This window comes from Streptomyces sp. NBC_01276, assembly GCF_041435355.1.
GTDB lineage: Bacteria > Actinomycetota > Actinomycetes > Streptomycetales > Streptomycetaceae > Streptomyces.
This window is the reverse complement of record NZ_CP108442.1, coordinates 3,378,711-3,400,691: the sequence shown is the minus strand read 5'-3', so window position 1 is coordinate 3,400,691 and position 21,981 is coordinate 3,378,711. Positions and strand designations below refer to the sequence as shown.

Sequence of the window (21,981 nt, the reverse complement as noted above, 5' to 3'; positions counted from 1 at the left end):
GTCCGCAGGCGCTTCAAGATCGCACCACGGGGGAACGTACGATCGAAAGCGTGACATTCGCCCAAGGTTCGAAGAACTCTTCCCGCCGCGGCGGCCGCTCCTCCACCATGGGCGGCATGCCCCTCAACGACATGCCGTGGTGGCGCTGGCGCGCGAACGTGCGCTCGGCGCTGCACATGCTCTCCGACCCGGTGTTCCAGGAGGAGGTCTGGCTGACCGGCGCGGAAGGCTACGGGGACGTCACCGACGCCGTGTACCGGCTCGTCGAGGACACCTGGCTCGACAGCTGGTCCGCCGACAAGTACGTCGGCACGATCTTCCGGGACGCGCAGGAGGCCGCCCTCGTGGACCTCGCCGTCCTGCGGGTGTTGCGGATCCTGCACCAGGCCGGGCCCGACGCGCCCGTGTCCACGTACCTGGAACACCACGCCTGGCCCGAGGCGGTACGGGCCGCGCGCGAGGCGCACGTACGGATGGCGGCGGCGGACGGGGAGGATCCGGACGAGCCGCCCACCTCGGTCGACGTACTGAGGATGCTCACCCGCGCGGTGTGAAAGGCTATGCCGTCATGAGCGACCCGCACCCCGAGGCCACTGCCCAGCCCCAGTACGTCCTGACCGTGTCCTGCCCCGACAAGCAGGGCATCGTGCACGCCGTGTCGAGTTACCTCTTCATGACCGGCTGCAACATCGTGGACAGCCAGCAGTTCGGAGACCGGGAGACCGGGCTCTTCTTCATGCGGGTGCACTTCGAGGCCGAGTCTGCGGTCACCGTCGAGAAGCTGCGCGCGAGCTTCGCCGCGATCGGCGACTCCTTCCGCATGGACTGGCAGATCCACCGCTCCGACGAGCGCATGCGGATCGTCCTCATGGTGTCGAAGTTCGGCCACTGCCTGAACGACCTGCTGTTCCGCTCGCGGATCGGCGCGCTGCCCGTGGAGATCGCGGCCGTGGTCTCGAACCACACCGACTTCGCCGAGCTGGTCGGCTCGTACGACGTGCCCTTCGTGCACATCCCGGTCACCAAGGACACCAAGGCGGACGCCGAGGCGCAGCTGCTGGAACTGGTCCGCGCGCAGGACGTCCAGCTCGTCGTCCTCGCCCGCTACATGCAGGTGCTGTCCGACACCCTGTGCAAGGAGCTGAGCGGGCGGATCATCAACATCCACCACTCCTTCCTGCCGAGCTTCAAGGGCGCCAAGCCCTACCACCAGGCGCACGCCCGTGGCGTGAAGCTCATCGGCGCCACCGCGCACTACGTGACCGCCGACCTCGACGAGGGCCCGATCATCGAGCAGGAGGTCGAGCGCGTCGGCCACGAGGTCACCCCCGACCAGCTGGTCGCCATCGGCCGCGACGTGGAGTGCCAGGCGCTCGCCCGTGCGGTGAAGTGGCACAGCGAGCACCGCGTCCTGCTGAACGGCAGCCGCACCGTCGTCTTCGCCTGAGCCCCGGCCCGGCGGCGCCGGGCCGCGCGGTCCCGGCCGGCCGCGCGCCCCGGACCGGCCCGCCGTCGCTCCGGCGCACCCGCGGGGGCCGGGCGTCGTCCGCCCGGCCCGCCGCGCGGTGTCACGCGTCGGGTGCCTCCACCCCGCAGTAGCCCGCGAAGGCCGCCAGGATCTCGTCCTCGGAGATCCGGCCGTCGCCGTCCGCGTCCAGTGCCCGCGCCAGCGGGCCGGCCAGGTCCGGCGCGGTGCCGAGCACCCGCAGGACCCGGGCCGCGGCCGCCGGCGTCGCGGCGCCCGTGCCCTCCTCGTCCGCCACGGCGATCACCGCGGCCAGGAACGGGCGCGCGATCTCCGCGAACCGGTCGGGGCTGTCCCGCAGCCGCTTCGCCGCCCCGGTGACGAACTCCTCCCGGGAGACCCGCTGGTCCCCGTCCACGTCGGCGATCCCGGCCATTCCCTGCCAGAACGCCTCCGCGCCGTTGAAGACGGCCTGTCCCTTGTCCGACCGCGCGGTGGTGCCGAATTCGGCCAGTACGGCCCTGGCCGCCGTACTGAAGTCCTCCCGATCGATGTAGCCGGATCCGTCCTGGTCGAAAGTGGCGAATCGGGCGGCGATCTTGCGCTCGTATTCTGCGCTGTCCATATGCGGAGTTCCGCCTTCACGTGTGCGAGGGAGTGCAGTTCAAGACAGGCAGGAGCGTAAGGCCTCGGTGGCCTGAGCGTTAAGCGAAGCGGTCAAGGAGGTGGCCGCATCGAACCCGCGCACGGGGAGCGCGGCAGGGCGCGTACACCAGTGCCCACAGCGCCCCTAGCACGTGGGCCGCGGTCCACGGACGGGGTTCCCCCAAAACAGGCGCGTTCCATCGGTTGCGCACTACATTTGACGGGTCGGCACACGGCGGGAGGAAGCATGGCGAAGGACGTTCCACCGCGCTGGGACCGTCGCATGCAACAGCGCCTCGCCCGCGGTGAGGCCGCCGCGCTCGGCGAGCTCTACGACCGCTTCGCCTCCCTCGTGCACGGCCTGGCGCACCGGGTGCTCGGCGACGAGAAGGCCGCGGACCGGATCACCCGCGAGGTCTTCGGCTACATCTGGGAGAACCCCGACGCCTACGACCCCAAGCAGGGCTCCATGCGCTCCTGGGTCGCCCGGATCACCCAGGGCCAGGCCGTCGCCCGGCTGCGCCAGGTCGAGTTCGGCCGCGGCTCCCACGAGGAGCTGGAGCAGAAGGTGCGCAGCGCCAACGCCGCCGCCCGCGCCGACTACATCGTCACCTCCATGCCCGCGCCGCTGCGGGCCGCCCTGGAACTCGCCTACTTCAAGCGGCGCGACTACCGGCAGGCCGCCGCCGACCTGCAGATCAGCGAGGACGAGGCGCGCCGCCGGCTGCGGCTCGGCCTCCAGCTGCTGTCGACCGCCAACGTCCTCCCCCGGGAGGACCCTGCCCCTCGCGGATACGGAACCACCTGATGACCGGCCCCTCCGAAGACACCCCCGACGACGCCCACGAGTACGCCGCGGGCCGCGCGGCGCGGATACCGGGACCGCGCCCCGCCGGAGACGACCTCGAACCGCCGGCCCCCGCTCCCGAGGCCGCGCCGGCGCCGACCACGACGTCCGTGCCCGCGCCGCCGCCCCCGCACGGCGTACTGAAGTCCCTGCTCGGGGCGTGGGCGCTCGCCGCCTGCTCCGCCGAGGAGACCCAGGCCGTGGAGGACCACCTCACCGAGTGCGCGCCCTGCGCGGAGGAGGCGCTGCGGCTGCGGGACGCCGTGGGGCTGCTGCACCCCGAGGACACCCTCGACCTCAAGCCGCTGCTGCGCTCGCGCGTGCTGGAGGACTGCCTGGGCAAGCGCCCCGCACGCATCCCGGTACCGGTGTGGGCGGGCCCGTACGACACCGAGACGGCACGCCTCGACGCGCTGCTGAGGGACTTCGGCGAGGCGGAGTGGGACACCCCGGTCCGGCTGAAGTGGTTCGAGGAGGAGCGCCGCCGCACCCGCCGGACCACCGTGTCCGGGGTGATCGGCCACCTGCTGACGGTGGACGGCCTCGTCGCCGCCGCCCTCGGCCTCGACGATCCGCTGGGGCCGCACGCACCCCCGGGCGGACCCGAGGGGCGCACGGAGCACTTCTGGAGCTCCGGCGCCCATCCGGGCACCGGAGCGGTCCGCGATCCCTGGCGGGAGCAGGGCCACACCCTGGTCCGTACGGTCTCCTTCGCGGGCCGGGGCGCCGCCGAACTCGCCGTCGACTACGGGGCCTTCGCGCTGCCGCTGGCCGACGCGTTCCTGGAGCGGGCCTTCGAGTGCTGGGTGCACGCCTCGGACATCGCCGAGGCCGTGGACTACCCGTACGGGCTGCCGTCGGGGCCGCACCTGCACCGCATGATCGACCTCGCGGCGCGGCTGCTCCCCGGCGCCCTGGCGGGCCGGCGCCGCTCGGGACTGGCGGCGCCGCCGCGCGGCCTGGTCGCGGCGGGCGCTCCGGGGCGGACCCTGCACCTGGAGATCGAGGGGGCGGGCGGCGGCTCCTGGGACATCGCCCTGGACTCCCCGGCGGCGAAGCCGTCGCGGGAGCACACGGTGGCGGAGGTCGCGCTGGACGGCGTCGAGTTCTGCCAGCTCGCTGCCGGGCACATCTCCCCGGAGGACGCCGCCGTCGGGCAGACCGGCGACCGCGAGGCGATCCGCGACGTCCTGTTCGCGGCGGCTTCGCTGAGCCGGCTGTAGCGGCACGCGCGTACGGGGTGGTGCGGTGATCAGTTGCGGGTGGCGAGCATCTGGGCGCTGCCGTCGGTGAGGCCGGCGATGGCGACCTTCTGGGCGCCCATTCCGGTGGCCCACCAGCCCTGCCAGCCGCCGTTGGCGTAGCGGGCGGCGTGGTAGGTCTTGCCGTCGTTGCCGACGGCGAGCATCTGGGTGTCGCCGTTGGGCATGCCGGTGATGGCGAGGCTGCTGGCGGCGAAGCCGGGGGCGCCGCCGTAGCCGTCGACCTTGTTCCAGCCCTGCCAGGTGCCGTTGGCGTTGCGGATGTTGTGGTAGACGAGGCCGTCGTTGCCGGTGGCGAGGACCTGGGTGTCGCCGTTGGGGAGGGCGGCGATGGCGATGTTGCCGGCCTGGAAGGTGGCGTCGCCGATGCCGTCGACGGCGTTCCAGCCGGTCCAGGTGCCGTCGGTGGAGCGGATGGCGTGGTAGAGGTTGCCGTCGTTGCCGATGATGAGGGTCTGGGTGCTGCCGTCGGGGAGTCCGGCGACGGCGATCTTCTTGGCCTGCCAGTTGCCGACGGGGGACCAGCCCTGCCAGGTGCCGTTCTGGAAGCGGGCGTTCTGGTAGATCTTGCCGTCGTTTCCGATGGCCATGACCTGGGCGTCGCCGTTCGACATGCCGGCGATGGCCTGGTCCCTGGCGGCGAAGCCGGCGCCGCCGCCGTAGCCGTCGACCTTGCCCCAGCCCTGCCAGGTACGGTCCGCGTAGCGGATGGTGTGGTAGAGGTTGCCGTCGTTTCCGGTGGCCAGGGTCTGGGTGGAGCCGTCGGGGGTCGCCGCGATCGATTCCTGCGAGGCGTTGAAGAAGGACGCGCCGTTGGCGCCGTTCAGCGGGGCGAAGCCCTCCCAGCTGCCGTCGACCAGACGCGTGGCGTGGAAGATGTCACCGGCCTTGCTGACCGGGGCGGTGGGGGTCTCGGCCAGACCGGACGGGCCGACGAAGGCCAGGGCCCGGCCGGCGCCCACCGGGCTGGAGTTGGTCTTCCAGTTGAACCAGCTGCGGAAGCGCACGCCGCCGCTCTCGTTGCCGCCGACGGTCTGGATGTTGTCCCCGTCTACCGCGACGACGATGTTGACGTGGTCGGCGTCGCCGTCGTTCAGGCTGCCGTCCTTGTCGTAGAGGACCGCGTCGCCGACCTGCGGGCTGCCGTGGAGCGTCCCCTTGTTCTTGCCGTACTGGTAGATGCTGACGGCCGCCGCGCTGATGCCGGAGGTGTTCGCGCCGGCCTTGTTCCACACCCAGCGGGTGAACTCGGCGCACCAGGCGCCGGGGTACTGGCAGTTGTAGTCGCCGCACGTGCCGCCGACCTGGCCACGGGCGATGGAGGCGACGGTCTGGGACTCGGCCTGCGCCGAGACGGCGGGCAGGGCGACGGCCAGCATCGGCGCGGCGACGAAGGTGGTGAGGGCGACGGTGAGCATGCGGGAGGAGCGACGCGCGGTCATGGTGGTGTCTCCGTGAGGACAGGGCGGCCCGAGGCGTCAGGGCCGGGGAAGAAGGACGAAGGGTGCTGCGGGTGTTGCCAAGTGGTGTGGGCCGGTTCGCGTTCTCGTCCGGAGCCCGGGTGGGGGGCGGACGGCGCGGTGGCCTGGTCGCCGGTGGTGACGGCTGCCCTGCAGGAACAGCGGTCGGACGGCCGGCGGCCGGAGCGCACGGCCCGGGGCCGTGGCGGTGGTTCAGTGGTGGATCAGTGGGTCCGGGGTGTAGCCGATGACGTCGCCGGCGGCGGGGTTGCTGGTGTGTGTGCGAGCGGTTTTCGACACGGCTGTGCCCCGGGGCTTCCGACGTGTGGGCGGATGGATTTCCCGGAGGCGGGTGGCCGGCCTTCGTGGGCCTCGGCTTCGGGTTTTCGTTTCCGCCGCCGTTCCGGTGATCACTATCCTGCTGGGCCCGGAAGCCCCGGGAAAGGCCTTTCGACCGGCACCAAAGGGCCTGGCACTTTGGTGTCAGCAGGGCCGGCGGAAGACCCGGCCGGGGGTCTGTCTGGAGCTCGAACAGCGTGTTCATGAGCGGTACTTGAGGGGTCCGGATTCAGGGGCTCGTCCGGGCTCCGGAACGCCGAAGGCCCGGTCACCGCTTCCCGTGGGGCGCGGCGACCGGACCTTCGAGGCCGGGTGGGTCAGGCGGTCGGCAGGGCGCTGACGAGGGCGGCCGGGACGCTGACCACGTCGTCGAAGCTGGCCTTGCCGGCGCCGAACTCGTCGGCGGTCATGGCGCGCTTCTTGCCGCCGGTGACCTGCCAGACGGTGTTGTTGCCCTGGGCGAGGAGCATCGTGCCGTCGGCGGGAGCGGTCTTGGCCGCGGCGTCGGTCAGCCAGGTGCCGGGGACGCCCTCCAGCGGGCGCTTGTCGTAGCCGAGGCCGGTGAAGTCGGCGTAGGTGAGGGAGACGGCCTTGCCGCCGGCCATCACGTAGACCGTGGAGTCCTTGCCCGAGGCGTCCTTGACGATGGTGCCGTTGGGGACCTGGCGGGCCGCGGAGCCGGCGAGCCAGCTGGTCGGGACGCCGAGCAGGGAGCGCTGGTCGTAGCCGTTGGCGGTCCACTCGGCGGCGGAGATGTGCAGGGCCGTGCCGTTGACCATCACGTAGCGGGCCGGGTCGTTGCCGGTCTGGTCCATGACGACGCGGCCGTTCGACAGGGTGCGCTGGACGGCGCCCTGCAGCCAGGAGGTCGGAACCCCCATGTCGGGGCGGACGTTGTAGCCGTCGGCCGTCCAGTCGGAGGCGGAGATCGGCAGGGCGGCGCCGTCGATGACCACGTACCGGTTGGCTCCGCCGGCCTGGTCGTGGACCACGGTGCCGGCCGGCGGGGCGCTCGGCAGGCCGTTGAACGCGGCGTCGTCGATCAGCACGATCTTGCTGAGGTCGTACTTGTCGGGGGTGACGTCGGAGCCGGCGACCGGGACGCCCGCTCCGTCGATCATCACCTTCACGGCCGCGCCCTTCGGGGACTTCACGAGCGTGCCGACCGGCAGCGAGGCCGGGTTCGGGTAGGAGGGGGCCGACGGGTACGGGTCGGCGTGGTCGGCGCCGAGGCCGGCGGCGGGGCCGCACGACGGCCAGGCGCCCTGGCCCTGGCCCGCGAGGATCTTCTCGCCCGTCAGGATCTGCTGCTGCTTGTTCGCGAGGTCCGGGCGGGAGGCGTACTGGGTGCCGCCGAAGGCCCGCCAGGTCGACATCGATATCTGGAGTCCGCCGTAGTAGCCGTTGCCGGTGTTGATCGACCAGTTCCCGCTGGCCTCGCACTGGGCGACCTTGTCCCAGGTGGAGACGGAGGCGGCGGAGGCGGTGCTGCCCGCGGCGAGCGGGGCGGCGATGGCGAGGAGGGCGGTGGCGGTGACGGCGAGTACGGACTTCTTGCGGGCGGCGGAGCTCATGACGGTGTCCTCGGGGTGTCTGGAAGCGGCGGGGCGGCGGGGCGGCGGGGCGGCGGGCGGCGAAGGCGGCTGCCGGGCGGAGCGGGCCCGAGCCGCCCGGCCGGTGGGGACCGGGCGGCTCGTGTGGGCGGTGCTCAGGCGGTGCTCGGGCAGCGCCGGCCGAGTGGGTCGGGCGGTGCCGACCCGGTGGGTCAGGCGGTCGGCAGGGCGCTGATGAGGGCGGCCGGGACGCTGACCACGTCGTCGAAGCTGGCCTTGCCGGCGCCGAACTCGTCGGCGGTCATGGCGCGCTTCTTGCCGCCGGTGACCTGCCAGACGGTGTTGTTGCCCTGGGCGAGGAGCATCGTGCCGTCGGCGGGTACGGCCTTCGCGGCGGCGGCGGTCAGCCACTCGGCGGGCAGGCCCTCCAGCGGGCGCTTGTCGTAGCCGAGGCCGGTGAAGTCGGCGTAGGTGAGGGAGACGGCCTTGCCGCCGGCCATCACGTAGACCGTGGAGTCCTTGCCCGAGGCGTCCTTGACGACCGTGCCGTTGGCGAGCTGCTTGCCGACGGCGGCGGTCAGCCACTCGCCGGGGACGCCCATCAGGGAGCGCTTGTCATAGCCGTTGGCGGTCCACTCGGCCGCCGAGATGTGCAGGGCCGTGCCGTTGACGAGGACGTAGCGGTTGTTGTCCGCACCCGACTGGTTCATGATCACGGTGCCGTTGCCCGGAGCCTTGGCGGCGGCGCCCTTGAGCCACTCGCCGGGGACGCCCATCAGCATCTGCTCGTTGTAGCCGTCGGCGGTCCACTCGGCGGCGGAGATGTGCAGGGCCGCGCCGTCCACCATCACGTAGCGGGCCGGGTCCTTGCCGCTCTGGTCCATCACGACGATGCCGGTCGCCACCTTGCGCTGGGCGGCGCCCTGCAGCCAGGCGGTCGGCACGCCCATGTCGGGACGGATGTTGTAGCCGCCGGCGGTCCAGTCCGCCGCGCCGATCTGGAGGGCCGCGCCGTCGATGATCACGTAGCGGGCGTTGCCGCCGGCCTGGTCGTGGACGACCGTGCCGGTGGGCGGGGCGCTCGCCAGCGAACGGAAGGCCTGGTCGTCGATCAGCACGATCTTGCTGAGGTCGTACTTGTCGGGGGTGACGTCGGAGCCGGCGACCGGGACGCCCGCTCCGTCGATCATCACCTTGACGTCGGGGCCGTTGGGCGACTTCACGAGCGTTCCGGCGGGCAGCGAGGACGGGTTCGGGAACTGGGGGTTGGTGGTGCCGGCCGGCGAGATGTAGCCGCTGATGCGCTGGCCCCACGGGGAGGAGCCCACGCTCCAGTCGGTGGTGCTGTGGGTGCTGACGATGCCGGGGAAGCCGCCCTGGTTGCCGCCGGTGATGGTGACGGAGTTGCCGGAGATCCCGGTGACGATGGCCACGTGGTCGTCCGAGTAGCTGCCGCCGTGGTTGTAGACGACGGCGTCACCGACGTGCGGCTGGTTGGACAGGGTGCCGTACTTGACGCCGTAGTCGTAGAAGCTGTCGGCCATGTCGGACAGCGTGGAGAGGCCGGTGACCCCGTTGCGGGCCCAGACCCAGCCGGCGAAGTCGGCGCACCAGGCGTGGGTTCTCTGACCGCCGCTGCAGCTGCTGTTCTGCTCGGAGCCACCCACGTAACCGCCGTGGGCACAGGCGCCGTTGCCCTGCTCGGCGCGGGCCGTCGCGGAGATGCCGTCGCTCAGCGGCGAGGCGCTGGCCGGGGAGACGAAGACCATCGTGGCGGCGGTCGCGGCGAGGGCGGAGGCGGAGGCGACGCGGATGGCGGTGGCCTTGAGGTTCCGGGACATGGCTGAGCTCCTGTGGGCGTGAAGGGAAGGCGTGGGGGCCGCGCGGGGTTTCCGCGGGCAGGCCTGATGCAGGCCGAAGAAGTGGGGCGCACCGGTGCCGGTGGACAGCTGCCCTGCAGGAACAGCGGTCGGTCGCGGCCGTCGGGTGGTGCGTCGGTGTGGCGGTGTGGCGGTGTGGCGGTGGTTCAGTGGTGGATCAGTGGGTCCGGGGTGTAGCCGCGGGCGGCGCCGGTGGCGAGGGCGAGGGTGAGGAGGTCGTGGGCCTTCGCGGTGGCGGCGGCGGTGTTCTCGGCGCGGACGAACAGTGCGACGTGCAGGCCGTGGGGTGCGGGGCGGACCCGGGCGTGTTCGAGTGCGTGGTGGGGGGCGGCGTGGGCCCAGAGGGCGTCCTGGAGGAGGCTCGCTCCGCTCTCGGTTCCCGGTGCCCCGGTGTCGCTGTGGAGGGGCATGCGGACGAGGAGCACGGGGTCAGTCCCAGCCGATGACGTCGCCGGCGGCGGGGTTGCTGGTGTGTGTGCGAGCGGTTTTCGACATGGCTGTGCCCCGGGGCTTCCGACGTGTGGGTGGATGGATTTCCCGGAGGCGGGTGGCCGGCCTTCGTGGGCCTCGGCTTCGGGTCTTCGTTTCCCGCCGCCGTTCCGGTGATCACTATCCTGCTGGGCCCGGAAGCCCCGGGGAAGGCCTTTCGACCGGCACCAAAGGGCCTGGCACTTTGGTGTCAGCAGGGCCGGCGGAAGACCCGGCCGGGAACCCGTCAGGGGGCCCGGCCGGGGGCTCGTCAGGGGCGCGCGTAGCGTTCCCGCAGCCGGTACTTGAGGACCTTGCGCAGGGCGTCGTTGCGGGGCAGCGCGTCGACCAGTTCCAGCTGCTCGGGGAGCTTGTGCGGGGACAGGCCCTGGGCCCGGAGGTGGGCCGTCAGCTGGGGCAGGGTCAGGGGTGCCGCCCCCGGGGGCTGCTCGATCACGGCGCAGACGCGCTCTCCGCGCTCGGGGTCGGGGAGGCCGATGACGGCGACGTCACCCACGGCCGGGAGCAGGTGCAGGAGGTCCTCGATCTCCTTCGCCGAGATGTTCTCGCCCTTGCGGATGATCACGTCCTTGCTGCGGCCCGTGAGGACCAGGTGGCCGTCGGCGGTGAGGTGGCCGAGGTCGCCGGTGATCAGGTAGCCGTCGGCGTCGAAGGACTCCGCGGAGTCCTCGCGGCCCAGGTAGCCCCGGCAGACGGCCTCGCCGCGCAGCCGCACCTCTCCGTCGGTTCCCGCGGGCAGGGGTGCGCCGTCCGGGGTGGTGATGCGGACGGACATCGCGCGCGGGGGGCGGCCCTCGGTGGTGGCGAGGTTCTCCGGGGTGTCGTCCGGGGAGCCCATGGTGATCATCGGGACCTCGGTCATGCCGTACCCGTGGGTGAGCTGGCAGCCCAGCTCGCGCACCACCGCGTGGTAGATCTCCGGGGGCTTGGGGGCGCCGCCGCCGGCCAGCAGGCGCAGGGTGGGGATGAGCCGCGTCCCCGGGTCCTTGCGCTGTTCGGCCAGGAACAGGGAGTAGAAGGCGGTGGAGCCCCCCGCGACGGTGACGCCGTGGCGCCGGTACCCGTCCAGTGCGTCGGGCAGCGCGAACTTCTCGAAGAGCACCGCGGGGAACCCGTACAGCAGCAGCATCACCAGGTAGTCGGGGCCGCCTATGTGCGCGTACGGGAACGCGATCGAGCCGACGTCGGCGGGGGTCAGCCGCAGCGCGTCGGCGAGGCAGGTGCCGCCCGCGATGAGCGAGCGGTCGGTGTGCAGGACGCCCTTGGGGTCGGAGGTGGTGCCGGAGGTCCAGTAGATCCACCGTACGGAGGTCCCGTCGGCCGGCGGCGGGGGCAGGACGGCGGGGTCGCCGTCGGGGAGGGAGCCGTAGGCCTCGAAGACCCCGCGGGCGCCGATCCGGGCGGCCATCGCGCTGTGGTCGAAGCCGCGCCAGGTGCCGGGCACGGCGAAGAACTCGGCCTTGGCCTCGCGCAGCGCGAAGCCCACCTCGCGGTCGCGGTAGAAGGGGATCACCGGCGACTGGACGGCGCCGAGCCGGGCCAGGGCGAGCGAGAGCAACACCGTCTCGATACGGGTGGGCAGCTGCCAGGCGACGACCGTGCCGGGGCGCACCCCCAGGCCGTACAGGCCGGCCGCGGCGCGTTCGGCGCGCTCGCGCAGCGCGCCGAAGGTCAGGACGCGGTCGTCGGCGGGGTCGTCGGCGGCCTCGATGAGGACGGGTGCGTCCGGGGTGCGGGCGGCCCGCCGGGAGACCAGGTCCCACAGGGTGGCGCTGCTGCTCGGATCCGTCACGGTGTCCGTCATCCCGGACCTCCCCTGGGCGTGGCAGTGGACGGTGGGCAAGGAGTCTGACGGATAGTCAGATCAAGCGCAGAGCGTAGGCCTCGGACGCTTGTCGGTCCAGGGGTGGCGGGGCTAGCTTGTTTCTGACGATCCATCAGATCGGATTGGGGAGACCATGGAACTGCCTCGGATCATCAGCGTCGACGACCACGTCATCGAACCGGCCCACCTGTTCGACGTGTGGCTGCCGGCCAAGTACCGGGACCGCGGCCCCAAGGCCCTCACGGCGGGCATCGGCGAGCTCGTCTACACCGGCGGCAAGTACGTCATCTCCATGGACCCCGACGGCCCGCCGACCGACTGGTGGATCTACGAGGACCTGAAGTTCCCGTACAAGCGCAACATCGCCGCCGTGGGCTTCGACCGGGACGACATGACCCTGGAGGGCATCACCCGCGAGGAGATGCGGCGCGGCTGCTGGGACCCCAAGGCGCGCCTCGCCGACATGGACCTCAACCACGTCGAGGCCTCGCTCTGCTTCCCGACCTTCCCGCGCTTCTGCGGCCAGACCTTCGCGGAGGCCCACGACAAGGAGGTCGCCCTCGCCTGCGTGCGCGCCTACAACGACTGGATGGTCGAGGAGTGGTGCGGCGACAGCGGCGGCCGCCTCATCCCGCTCTGCATCATCCCGCTCTGGGACATCGACCTGGCCGTCGCCGAGATCCGCCGCAACGCCGCCCGCGGCGTCCGCGCGGTGACCTTCTCCGAGATCCCCACCCACCTGGGGCTGCCGTCCATCCACTCCGGCTACTGGGACCCCTTCTTCGCCGTCTGCCAGGAGACCGGCACGGTGGTGAACATGCACATCGGGTCCTCGTCCCAGATGCCCGCGGCCTCCCCGGACGCCCCGCCCGCCGTCCAGGCCTCGCTGAGCTTCAACAACGCCATGGCCTCGATGATGGACTTCCTCTTCAGCGGCGTCCTCGTGAAGTTCCCGCGGCTCACCCTCGCCTACAGCGAGGGCCAGATGGGCTGGATCCCCTACGCCCTCGAACGCGCCGACGACGTCTGGCGCGAGCACCGCGCCTGGGGCGGGGTCCGCGACCTGATCCCCGAGCCGCCGTCCACGTACTACTACCGGCAGATCTACTGCTGCTTCTTCCGCGACAAGCACGGGATCGCCTCGCTCGACGTGGTCGGCCGCGACAACGCCACCTTCGAGACCGACTACCCGCACGTGGACTCGACCTTCCCGCACACCAGGGAGGTCGCCCTCGACCACGTGAAGGACCTCGACGCCGAGACCGTCCACAAACTGATGCGCGGCAACGCCATCCGCATGCTCGGCCTGGACCTCACCTGATGGACCTCACCTACACCGAGGAGGAACGGGACTTCCGGGCCCGGCTGCGCGAGTGGCTGGGCAAGACCCTGCCCGAGCTGCCCGCCAGGCCCTCCCCGGACGACTGGCCCGGCCGCCGCGCCTACGACCTGGGCTGGCAGCGCCGCCTCCACGACGCCGGGTACGCGGGCCTGCACTGGCCCGTCGACGCCGGCGGGCGCGGCGCCACCCCGACCCAGCACCTGATCTTCCTGGAGGAGACCGAACGCGCCGGCGCACCCTACGTCGGCGCGAACTTCGTCGGCCTGCTGCACGCCGGACCGACCATCGCCGCCGAGGGCACCGCCGGGCAGCGGGCCCGCTGGCTGCCGCCCGTCCTGCGCGGCGACGAGGTGTGGTGCCAGGGCTTCAGCGAGCCCGGCGCCGGCTCCGACCTGGCCTCCCTGCGCACGCGGGCGGTGCGCGACGGGGACGCGTACGTCGTCACCGGATCGAAGATCTGGACCTCGCACGCGGAGGTCGCCGACTGGTGCGAGCTGCTGGTGCGCACGGACCCGCAGGCCCCCAAGCACCGCGGGATCTCCTGGCTGGCCATGCCGATGGACGCGCCCGGGATCACGGTCCGGCCGCTGCGCACCCTCGCCGGGTCGGCCGAGTTCGCGGAGGTGTTCCTCGACGAGGTGCGGATCCCGGTCGCCAACCGGGTCGGGGAGGAGAACGACGGCTGGCGCGTGACGATGGTGACCCTCTCCTTCGAACGGGGCACCGCCTTCGTCGGCGAGGTCGTCGCCTGCCGGCGCACCCTGGCGCTGCTGGCCCGTACCGCGAAGGCGAACGGCCGCTGGGACGACCCCGTGCTGCGGCGCACCCTCGGCAGGCTCAACGGGGAGTTCGGGGCCCTGTGGCGGCTGACGCAGTGGAACGTCAGCGAGGCGCAGCGCTCCGGCGGCGTCCCCGGCACGGGCGGCAGCGTCTTCAAGCTGGCGTACTCCCACGCCCGCCAGGAGCTCTACGACGCGGCCGCGGAGGTGCTGGGCGCGGACTCCCTCTCGCTGGAGGAGGAGTGGACCCTGGACCGGCTCTCGTCCCTCTCGTACACGATCGCGGCGGGCACCTCGCAGATCCAGCGGAACATCGTCGCCGAGCGGATCCTCGGCCTTCCGAAGGGGCGGTGAGCGCCGTGGACTTCCAGCCGACGCAGGACCAGCGGGACCTGCGGGCGGGTGTACGGGACCTCCTCGCCGGACGGTACGGGCGCGAGGCCCTGCGGGCGTCGGTGGACGCCGGGGGCGCCCTGGACCGGGACCTGTGGCGGGAGCTGGGCGGGGCGGGCCTGTTCGCGCTGCGCCTGCCGGAGGAGCGGGGCGGGGTCGGGCTCGGCCTGCCCGAGGCGGTCCTCGTCTTCGAGGAGGCCGGGCGGGCCCTGCTGCCGGGGCCGCTGGTGGCCACCCACCTGGCCGCCGGGGCGGTCCCCGGCGCGGCGGAGGGGACGGCCGTGGTCACCGCCTTCGACCTGGACGGGCCGCTGGTGGCGCACCTGGGCGACGCCGACGCGGTGCTCGGGGAGGACCCGCTCCCCGCCGGGACCCCGGTGCGCTCGGCGGACCCGCTGACCCCGCTGTGGCGGGCGGAGCCGGCCGGGGGCGCGCAGGTGGACGCGTACCGGGAGGAGGGGGCGCTGCTGACGGCGGCCCTGCAGGTCGGGAGCGCGCTGCGGACGGTGGAGCTGGCGGTGCGGTACGCGGGGGAGCGCGAGCAGTTCGGGCAGCCGATCGGGGCGTTCCAGGCGGTCAAGCACCTGTGCGCGGACATGCTGGTGCGCGCCGAGGTGGCCCGTACGGCGGTCTACGCGGCGGCGGTGACGGCGGACGGCGCGGAGGTCGCGGCGGCCAAACTGCTGGCGGACGAGGCGGCGCTGCGGGGCGCCCGGGACTGTCTCCAGGTGCACGGCGGGATGGGCTTCACCTGGGAGGCGGACGTGCACCTGCACCTGAAACGGGCGTGGGTGCGGGCGCGGCAGTGGGGCACGGCGGCGCGGGCGGAGGAGTTCCTGGCGGAGCGGCTGCTGGAGGAGGCGGTGGTGCCGTAGGTAGCAGGCTGTGACGGGAACGGGGCCGCGCGGGCCGGGTCGGGCCGGGGCCGGCCGGGGCTGGGCACGGGAGGAACGACGTGGGACGCATGTCCGATTACAGAGAGTTGATATCGGTTTGTGTCCTTCGGCCGCCCCGATCCGGGCCGGAGGCAGGGGTGTGCTCCGGTACGCTCCCACGAATGCGAGCGGTTGAGCGGCGTGAGCGTCGCACAGTATGCACCACGCCTACTCCTTCGCGCTGGAATATGCCCGAAGCGCTTGTTGTGGTGACTGTATGTCAACCATGCTGCTCGGCAAGGGGATCACGAGCGGTGATCCCGCCCCGTCGCGAGGCGAAGTGTCCGCCGGTTCGGATGGTGTGAGCGGTGCAGGTGCTTCAGGTGCAGCTGGAGGTAGGACCGGATCCCGCCGAGGTCGGCCGGGCCCGCCGGTGGGCCCGGTCCAGGCTGGCGTGGTCCGGCATAGGGGACGACGAGCCGCTCGCCGAGACGCTGGTCCTGTTGATCTCCGAGCTGGTCACGAACGCGGTCGTGCACACGGGTTGTCCGGCCGTGCTGCGGATGTTGTTCGGCGGGCCGGGCGTGCGGGTCGAGGTCGCCGACACGAGCGACCGGGCGCCGGCCCGCCGGCAGGCCTGCGGCGAGGACACCGGCGGGCGCGGGCTGGAGCTGGTGGACGGGCTCGCCGACCGGTGGGGCTGGCAGCGCGAGGGTGCGGGCAAACGGATCTGGTGCGAGATCGACCGGGCGGAACCGGCGGCCCCCGCCGTGCGCCCCGACCAAGAATTTGCCCGGAGGCGGGAACCGCGCGTGTACCTCTAACGAGGTGTTGACGGTTCGTCACCTGTTGATCACCCTTGTGTTGAGCGATTCGTCGCGAGGGGACGCCAAGGGAGTGTTTCCTGCCTTGACGAGTGCGGGTCGTGGGGTGGCGGCTGCCGTGCCGCGCTCGGGGTGCGCACGAACGCACGCCGCCACCCGCAGGTTCCCGCCCGGTCGCGCGACCCGCGCGGCCCGGATCCGGGCGCCGTGGGCCCGGGCGGACGTGCACGTCCAGGGGGACCCGGAGCGGTCGGCGGGCGGGGCGCCGGTCGGCGGTGGCGTCAGGGGCGGGGCGGACCCAGGGGTTCGATGACCCGTACGTCGCCCCCGCGTTCCCGGATCCAGTCCTCCAGTCCGGCTCCGGCGAGGGGGGTCCCTGACGCCCCGTCCGGGCCGTCGGCCAGTCGTGCCGGGCCGAACACGGTTCCCGTCAGGCCCGCCACGCGGGTGTCGTCGTCCAGGAGCACCTTGAAGGAGTTCTCCCGGAGTTCCGCGCCGCTGAGGTCCGCGCCGCGCAGGTCGGTGTTCAGCAGCGAGGCGCCGAGGATGCGGGCGCCGCGCAGGCGGGCGCCGCGGGCGTCGGTGCCGTAGAGCTCCGCGCGGACGAGGTCGGCCCCGTCGAGGACGGCTCCGCGCAGGTCGGCCCCGTCCAGCACGGCCCGGACGAAACAGGCGCCGGTGGCGTCGGCTCCGGTGAGGTCGGCGTCCTGGAGGCGGCAGCGGTAGAAGTCCGTGCCGGTCAGGCGGGCGCCCGCGAGGCGGGCGCCGATGAACAGGGCGCCCGAGAAGTCCGCCCCGGCGAGGTCCGCGCCGCCGAAGTCGAGCTCGGTCATGTCGGCCCCGTAGGGGCTCCCGTCCGCCAGCCAGCGCGCCAGCCAGTGGGCGGCCTCGGGGTCGGCGGCCCGGAATTCCATGGCAACCCCCTGTTGGCTGTGGCCCGCCCGTCGTCCGGACGAGGGTATCCGCCACGGGAAGTGCAACTCTCCGGTTGCGTCAGAGGGGGGTCAGGTGCAACCCTGGAGTTGCATCAATGGTGTCGAGGAAAGAGGCTCGTCATGATCCAGGACAGGATCGAACGCGAAACCCTGATCGAAGCGCCGCTGGAGCGGGTCTGGTCGCTGGTGACCGAACCCGGGTTCTGGGTGGCCGAACCGGAGAGCGTGGCCGGGACCGTCGCCCGGGAGGGCGAGTCGATGCTGGCGAAGAACCCCCAGTACGGGGACTTCCCGGTGCGCGTGGAGAAGGTCGAGCCGCCGACGTACGTCGCGTACCGCTGGGCCAGCGCCTTCCCGGGCGAGGAGCTGCGCGGGGACAACACCACCCTCGTGGAGTTCACGCTGACGCCCGAGGGGGACAAGACGCGGCTGCGCGTCGTCGAGAGCGGCTTCGCGGAGCTCCCCGGGGCCGAGGAACTGCGCGCCAAGGCACTGGAGGACAACACCGGCGGCTGGCCGCAGGTGCTCGACGCGTTCAAGAAGCGGGCCGAGGAGTCCTCGGCGTGACGGACCCGAGGCCGGGCGGCGCGGAGGGCGTGGACTCCGTACTCGCCGCGCTCGCCGACCCCACGCGGCGCCTGCTGCTCGACCTCCTCGCCGCGCGGGGCGAGGCCAGCGCGACCGCCCTCGCCGAGGGGGTCCCCGTCTCGCGCCAGGCCGTGGTCAAGCACCTCGCGGTGCTGGAGGCCGCCGGTCTGGTGCGCGGGGGACGGGTGGGGCGCGAGGTGCGGTACGCGGTCCGGCCCGCGGCGCTGGACGCGACGGCCCGCTGGATGGCCGCCCTCGCGGCCGACTGGGACCGCCGTCTGGCACGCATCAAGCTCCTCGCGGAGACGGCCGAGGCCGCGGAACGGGACGCCCCTTAGGGCGGCCCGCGTTCCGCGGCCTCGGCCGCACGCGCGGGCGGGCCGCCGGCCGCCGGCTATCCGCGGTCCGGGCCGGGAGCGGACGTGTCGGAGGCGTCGGCCGGGGTGCCCTCGGGCTTCGGGTGGAGGATGTCGCGCGCCTGGTCGGCGGCGCGGGAGATGCTCTCGGAGACGAAGTCGACGAAGCGGGCGATGTTTTCGAGGCGGACCGCGGCGGGGGTGTCGGGGCCGAGGACGCCGACGCCCTGGCGGGCGGTTTCGGCGAGCACGGCGGTGCCGCGGGCGCTGGCCATCATGGACTGGTACCAGACGTCGTTGTCGGCGACGTAGCGCTCGCGCCGCCGTTCGTCCCGTTCGCGGCGGACGAGGCCCTGGCCGTCGAGGTAGCTGATCGCCTTGGAGACGGACGCCGGGCTGACCTGGAGCCGCTGGACGAGTTCCGACGCGGTGAGGCTTCCCTCGTCGGTGGTGAACAGGCAGGTCAGCACCCGGGCCATCATCGTCGGCATGCCCGACTGTACGAGGACGGTGGTGAACGTCTCCTCGTACGCGCGCAGCGCCTCGGGGTCGCGCCCGTGCGCCGGCGGGGGAGTCTGGGGGCTCCGGGCCGTCGTCTGGCCGCGCCGGTGCGTGCGGCGTTCGGTGGCGCGCTGGGCCAGGTCGGCGCGGTAGCCGGTGGGGCCGCCGTTGCGCATGACCTCGCGGGTGACCGTCGAGGTGGGGCGGTCGAGGCGCCGGGCGATCTCCGCGTAGGCGAGGCCGTCGGCCACCCCCAGCGCGATCTGCTGGCGTTCCTGCTGGGTGAGCCTGCCTCCCGGCATCGCGGTCTCCTTCGTGCGTGGCCTGCGGCGGCCCTCGGCGGCCCTTCGTGGCCCCGGTGCCTCCAGCATAGCGTTCGCGTCCAATTCATTGCAACGTTCATGGCCATGACTGTTGCGTTAAACTCCAGATCATTGCAACGATATTCGGTATCTGACCTGCAGATATACCATTACTTCGCAACGAACCTGTTGCCTGACATGCGAACGCAACGTAGCTTTTGCGATGTCAGAAAACGCAGTCGGTCGAAGGAAGCAAACATCATGCAGAAGTTCCAGACCCCCGCCCCGATCTCCACCGTCCTCGACGTCCCCGCCGGGAGCGTCCGTTTCATCGCCACCGACCGGGACGACACCACCGTCGAGATCCTGCCCTCGCACGCCTCCAGGAGCCGCGACGTCAAGGCCGCGCAGCAGACCACCGTCGACTTCCGCGACGGCGTCCTGCGGATCGCCACCCCGGCGCCGAAGAACCAGGTCCTGGGCGCCACCGGCTCCATCGAGGTGACCGTCCAGCTGCCCGCCGGCTCCCGCGTCGAGGCCAAGGCCGCCGCCGCCGAACTCCGCGGTGTCGGACCCCTCGGCGAGGTCGCCTTCGAGGTCTCCCAGGGCTCGATCGAGCTCGACGAGGCCGCGGGCGCCCGCCTCGCCGCCCTGGCCGGCGACATCTCCGTCGGCCGCCTGCGCGGTGACGCCGACATCAGCACCCAGAAGGGCGACATCCGCGTCGCGGAGGCCCACGACGGCACCCTCACCCTGCGCACCAGCGCCGGCGACGTGAGCGTCGGCGCCGCCCGGGGCGTCTCCGCCTCCCTCGACGCCGGCACCGGCCACGGCCGCATCCAGAACGGCCTCCAGAACACCGAGGGCACCGCCGGCCTCACCATCCGCGCGACCACCGACTACGGGGACATCACCGCCCGCAGCCTGTGACGACCACTCCCTCTCCCCCCTTCAGCGACTCCAACTCAGGCAAAGGGCACCAAGAATGACCACCGATCAGGACTACCGGGCCGCCGAACAGCTCCTCAGCCGCCCCGCCCGCCCCGGCGAGCTCGTCACCGCCGACAAGGTCAGGCCGCAGTGGATCGACGGGGGCGCCCGGTTCTGGTACGCCGTGAGCGACGGCGCCGGCAGGCGCTTCGTCCTGGTCGACCCGACGGCGGGCACCCGCGAGCCGGCCTTCGACCACGCGCGGCTCGCCGCCGCGCTGGCCGACGCCTCCGGTCAGCCGGTCGACCCCGAGGCCCTGCCGTTCGCGGCCATCGACCTCCAGCCGGCCGCGAACGCGGTCGAGTTCTTCGCGCTGGGCGAGTACTGGCGCTGCGGCCTGGACGGCTACGTCTGCGAGCGCGCCGGGTTCACCCCGCCCGGCAGCCCCCTGGAAGTCCCCTCACCCGACGGCAAGGTCGCGGTGTCCCGGCGGGGACACGACCTGTGGGCCCGCTCGCTGTCCGACGGCCGCGAGTGGCCGCTGACCACCGACGGCGAGCCCGGCAACCAGTATGGCCCCGGCCCCGAATGCACCGCCAACACCACCCTGCTGGCCAAGATCGGCCTGCCGTACCTGCCGCCCGCGCTGGCCTGGTCGCCCGACTCCACGAAGGTACTGGCGCACCAGACCGACGAACGCGACGTCCGCGAGACCCACCTCGTACAGGCCCGGCCCGCCGACGGCGGAGCGCCCCTCCTGCACACCCAGCGCTACGCCTACCCCGGCGACGAGCACGTGCCGCTCGCCCGGCTGGTCGTGCTCGACGTCGCCGAAGGCACCGTCGTCCGCGCCCAGGCCGACCCGCTCCTCATGCCGCAGCTGTCGCCGATCGCGACGAAGTGGGCCCGGTGGGCCCCGGACGGCTCGGCCGTGTACTACCTGGACCGGCCCCGCGACCTGCGCACCCTCACCCTGCACCGGATGGACCCGGCCACCGGCGAGGTCACCACCGTCCTCAGCGAAAGCGGTACCACCCGCGTCGAACCCAACCAGTGGGCGTACGAACCGCCCATCGTCGAGATCCTGGCCGACGAGGTGCTCTGGTACTCCCAGCGCGACGGCTGGGGCCACCTCTACCGCTACGACCTGCGCACCGGCGCGCTCCTGGGGCAGGTGACCTCCGGCGAGTGGGTCGTGCGGCAGATCCTGCACGTCGACGAGACCGAGCGGGTGGTGTACTTCACCGCCTCCGGGCTCGTCGAAGAGGACCCGTACCGGCGCACGGTCTGCCGAGCCGCCCTCGACGGCTCCGGCTTCGCCAAGGTCACCGACGACGAACTCGACCACGTGGTCACCCTCGCGCCCGGCCGGGACTGCTTCATCGACTCCGCGTCCACCGTGGACACCCCGCCGGTGACCCGCGTCCTCGACTGGTCCGGCCGCGTCCTGACCGAGCTGGAGCGCGCCGACGTCAGCAGGCTCACGGCGACCGGCTGGACCGCGCCGGAACGATTCCGCGTCAAGGCCGCCGACGGCGTGACGGACATCTACGGCATCCTCTACCGCCCCCGCGGCTTCGACCCCGCCCACCACTACCCGGTGGTGGACCACCTCTACCCCGGCCCGCAGGTCACCCGGGTCGCCCCGTGCTTCGACCCCGGCGGCATGGGCCTCGACGCGGAGCCGCTCGCCGCACTCGGCTTCGTGGTGATCGCACTGGACGGCCGCGGCACCCCGGGTCGCAGCAAGGCCTTCCACGACGCCTCGTACGGGAACCTGGCCGACGCCGGCTCCCTGGCCGACCACGCGGCGGCACTGCGGCAGCTCGCCCGGACCCGGCCGTGGATGGACCTGGACCGCGCGGGCGTCCTCGGCCACTCGGGCGGCGGCTTCGCCGCGGCCCGCGCCATGCTCGACCACCCCGACGTCTACAAGGCCGGCGTCGCCCTCTCCGGCCCGCACGACGCCCGCCACTTCAACCTGGGCTTCGTCGAGACCTACGACGGCGCGGACGACCCCGAAGCCTGGGCCCGCACCTCCAACGTCGACCTCGCCGACCGGCTGGAAGGCAAACTCCTCCTCATCCACGGCGAAATGGACGACCAGGTCCACCCCGACCACACCCTGCGCCTGGCCGACCGGCTCTTCGCCGCGGACAAGGACTTCGAGCTGCTCATCGTCCCCGGCGCCGAGCACACGTTCCTCGACTGCCTGTCCTACGTCCGCAAGCGCTGCTGGGACTTCCTGGTCCGCGAACTGACGGACACGAAGCCCCCCGCCTACCGCCCGGCCCCGATCGCGATCAGCCCGGCCATGCTCGCGGACCTGTTCGCCTGACAGCACGTCCCCCGACCGGCCGCTGCCGCTGCCGCTGCCGCCTCCGCCTCCGC

Annotated in this window: 20 protein-coding genes; 12 read left to right on the top strand and 8 right to left on the bottom strand. The window is 72.8% G+C overall.

Annotated features, from left to right (window positions below; translation table 11 throughout):
• Window positions 1-107: 107 nt before the first annotated feature.
• A complete protein-coding gene (locus tag OG295_RS14825; protein WP_371681196.1) occupies window positions 108-554 on the top strand; it encodes a hypothetical protein in 447 nt (148 codons plus the stop codon).
• Between the two features lie 14 nt (window positions 555-568).
• Window positions 569-1,447, top strand: coding sequence for a formyltetrahydrofolate deformylase (gene purU / locus OG295_RS14820; RefSeq protein WP_371677313.1), 879 nt, complete (start codon window positions 569-571; stop codon window positions 1,445-1,447).
• A 121-nt stretch (window positions 1,448-1,568) separates the two neighbouring features.
• On the opposite strand, the gene OG295_RS14815 is transcribed toward purU, so the two are convergent.
• Window positions 1,569-2,090 carry an EF-hand domain-containing protein gene (locus OG295_RS14815; protein WP_371677312.1) on the bottom strand — a complete coding sequence of 174 codons (522 nt, stop codon included), beginning with the start codon at window positions 2,088-2,090 and terminating at the stop codon, window positions 1,569-1,571.
• Between the two features lie 267 nt (window positions 2,091-2,357).
• Here OG295_RS14815 and OG295_RS14810 point away from each other — a divergent pair, with 267 nt between their 5' ends.
• Window positions 2,358-2,918, top strand: coding sequence for a sigma factor (locus OG295_RS14810; RefSeq protein ID WP_371677311.1), 561 nt, complete (start codon window positions 2,358-2,360; stop codon window positions 2,916-2,918).
• Window positions 2,918-4,180: a zf-HC2 domain-containing protein gene (locus OG295_RS14805; RefSeq protein WP_371677310.1), complete on the top strand. Its 1,263-nt coding sequence runs from the start codon at window positions 2,918-2,920 to the stop codon at window positions 4,178-4,180. Before OG295_RS14810 ends, OG295_RS14805 begins: the two co-directional genes overlap by 1 nt.
• 29 nt (window positions 4,181-4,209) lie before the next feature.
• On the opposite strand, the gene OG295_RS14800 is transcribed toward OG295_RS14805, so the two are convergent.
• The 5 genes from OG295_RS14800 to OG295_RS14780 form a co-directional block, all read right to left on the bottom strand.
• Window positions 4,210-5,661 (bottom strand): CHAP domain-containing protein, encoded by a 1,452-nt coding sequence (locus OG295_RS14800; protein ID WP_371677309.1) that lies wholly within the window; start codon window positions 5,659-5,661, stop codon window positions 4,210-4,212.
• Window positions 5,662-6,335: 674 nt separating this feature from the next.
• Complete coding sequence (locus OG295_RS14795; protein WP_371677308.1) at window positions 6,336-7,592, bottom strand: transglycosylase family protein; 1,257 nt, start codon at window positions 7,590-7,592, stop codon at window positions 6,336-6,338.
• Between the two features lie 191 nt (window positions 7,593-7,783).
• Window positions 7,784-9,412 (bottom strand): CHAP domain-containing protein, encoded by a 1,629-nt coding sequence (locus OG295_RS14790; RefSeq protein WP_371677307.1) that lies wholly within the window; start codon window positions 9,410-9,412, stop codon window positions 7,784-7,786.
• 185 nt (window positions 9,413-9,597) lie between these two features.
• Window positions 9,598-9,861, bottom strand: a complete 264-nt coding sequence (locus tag OG295_RS14785) for a hypothetical protein (protein WP_371677306.1) — start codon at window positions 9,859-9,861, stop codon at window positions 9,598-9,600.
• 329 nt (window positions 9,862-10,190) lie between these two features.
• Window positions 10,191-11,744 carry an AMP-binding protein gene (locus OG295_RS14780; protein ID WP_371677305.1) on the bottom strand — a complete coding sequence of 518 codons (1,554 nt, stop codon included), beginning with the start codon at window positions 11,742-11,744 and terminating at the stop codon, window positions 10,191-10,193.
• Between the two features lie 154 nt (window positions 11,745-11,898).
• Here OG295_RS14780 and OG295_RS14775 point away from each other — a divergent pair, with 154 nt between their 5' ends.
• From OG295_RS14775 to OG295_RS14760, 4 genes are all read left to right on the top strand, one after another.
• Complete coding sequence (locus OG295_RS14775; RefSeq protein WP_371677304.1) at window positions 11,899-13,086, top strand: amidohydrolase family protein; 1,188 nt, start codon at window positions 11,899-11,901, stop codon at window positions 13,084-13,086.
• Window positions 13,086-14,240: an acyl-CoA dehydrogenase gene (locus OG295_RS14770; protein ID WP_371677303.1), complete on the top strand. Its 1,155-nt coding sequence runs from the start codon at window positions 13,086-13,088 to the stop codon at window positions 14,238-14,240. Before OG295_RS14775 ends, OG295_RS14770 begins: the two co-directional genes overlap by 1 nt.
• A gap of 5 nt (window positions 14,241-14,245) precedes the next feature.
• Window positions 14,246-15,154 (top strand): acyl-CoA dehydrogenase family protein, encoded by a 909-nt coding sequence (locus OG295_RS14765; RefSeq protein WP_371681195.1) that lies wholly within the window; start codon window positions 14,246-14,248, stop codon window positions 15,152-15,154.
• A gap of 368 nt (window positions 15,155-15,522) precedes the next feature.
• Window positions 15,523-15,978 (top strand): ATP-binding protein, encoded by a 456-nt coding sequence (locus OG295_RS14760; RefSeq protein WP_371677302.1) that lies wholly within the window; start codon window positions 15,523-15,525, stop codon window positions 15,976-15,978.
• A gap of 281 nt (window positions 15,979-16,259) precedes the next feature.
• Here the strand turns inward: OG295_RS14760 and OG295_RS14755 are convergent, their stop codons facing one another.
• Window positions 16,260-16,892: a pentapeptide repeat-containing protein gene (locus tag OG295_RS14755; protein WP_371677301.1), complete on the bottom strand. Its 633-nt coding sequence runs from the start codon at window positions 16,890-16,892 to the stop codon at window positions 16,260-16,262.
• Between the two features lie 141 nt (window positions 16,893-17,033).
• Between OG295_RS14755 and OG295_RS14750 the strand changes: the two genes are divergently transcribed.
• Window positions 17,034-17,480 (top strand): SRPBCC domain-containing protein, encoded by a 447-nt coding sequence (locus OG295_RS14750; RefSeq protein ID WP_371677300.1) that lies wholly within the window; start codon window positions 17,034-17,036, stop codon window positions 17,478-17,480.
• The gene (locus tag OG295_RS14745; RefSeq protein ID WP_030241747.1) at window positions 17,477-17,839 is read left to right on the top strand and encodes a helix-turn-helix transcriptional regulator; all 363 of its coding nucleotides are present in this window, start codon (window positions 17,477-17,479) and stop codon (window positions 17,837-17,839) included. Before OG295_RS14750 ends, OG295_RS14745 begins: the two co-directional genes overlap by 4 nt.
• 56 nt (window positions 17,840-17,895) lie before the next feature.
• On the opposite strand, the gene OG295_RS14740 is transcribed toward OG295_RS14745, so the two are convergent.
• Window positions 17,896-18,660: a helix-turn-helix domain-containing protein gene (locus tag OG295_RS14740; protein ID WP_371677299.1), complete on the bottom strand. Its 765-nt coding sequence runs from the start codon at window positions 18,658-18,660 to the stop codon at window positions 17,896-17,898.
• Between the two features lie 261 nt (window positions 18,661-18,921).
• Between OG295_RS14740 and OG295_RS14735 the strand changes: the two genes are divergently transcribed.
• Both OG295_RS14735 and OG295_RS14730 read left to right on the top strand, forming a co-directional pair.
• Window positions 18,922-19,590: a DUF4097 family beta strand repeat-containing protein gene (locus OG295_RS14735; RefSeq protein WP_371677298.1), complete on the top strand. Its 669-nt coding sequence runs from the start codon at window positions 18,922-18,924 to the stop codon at window positions 19,588-19,590.
• A 55-nt stretch (window positions 19,591-19,645) separates the two neighbouring features.
• On the top strand, window positions 19,646-21,928 hold the full coding sequence (locus OG295_RS14730; RefSeq protein WP_371677297.1) for a DPP IV N-terminal domain-containing protein: 2,283 nt from the start codon (window positions 19,646-19,648) through the stop codon (window positions 21,926-21,928).
• Window positions 21,929-21,981: the final 53 nt, after the last annotated feature.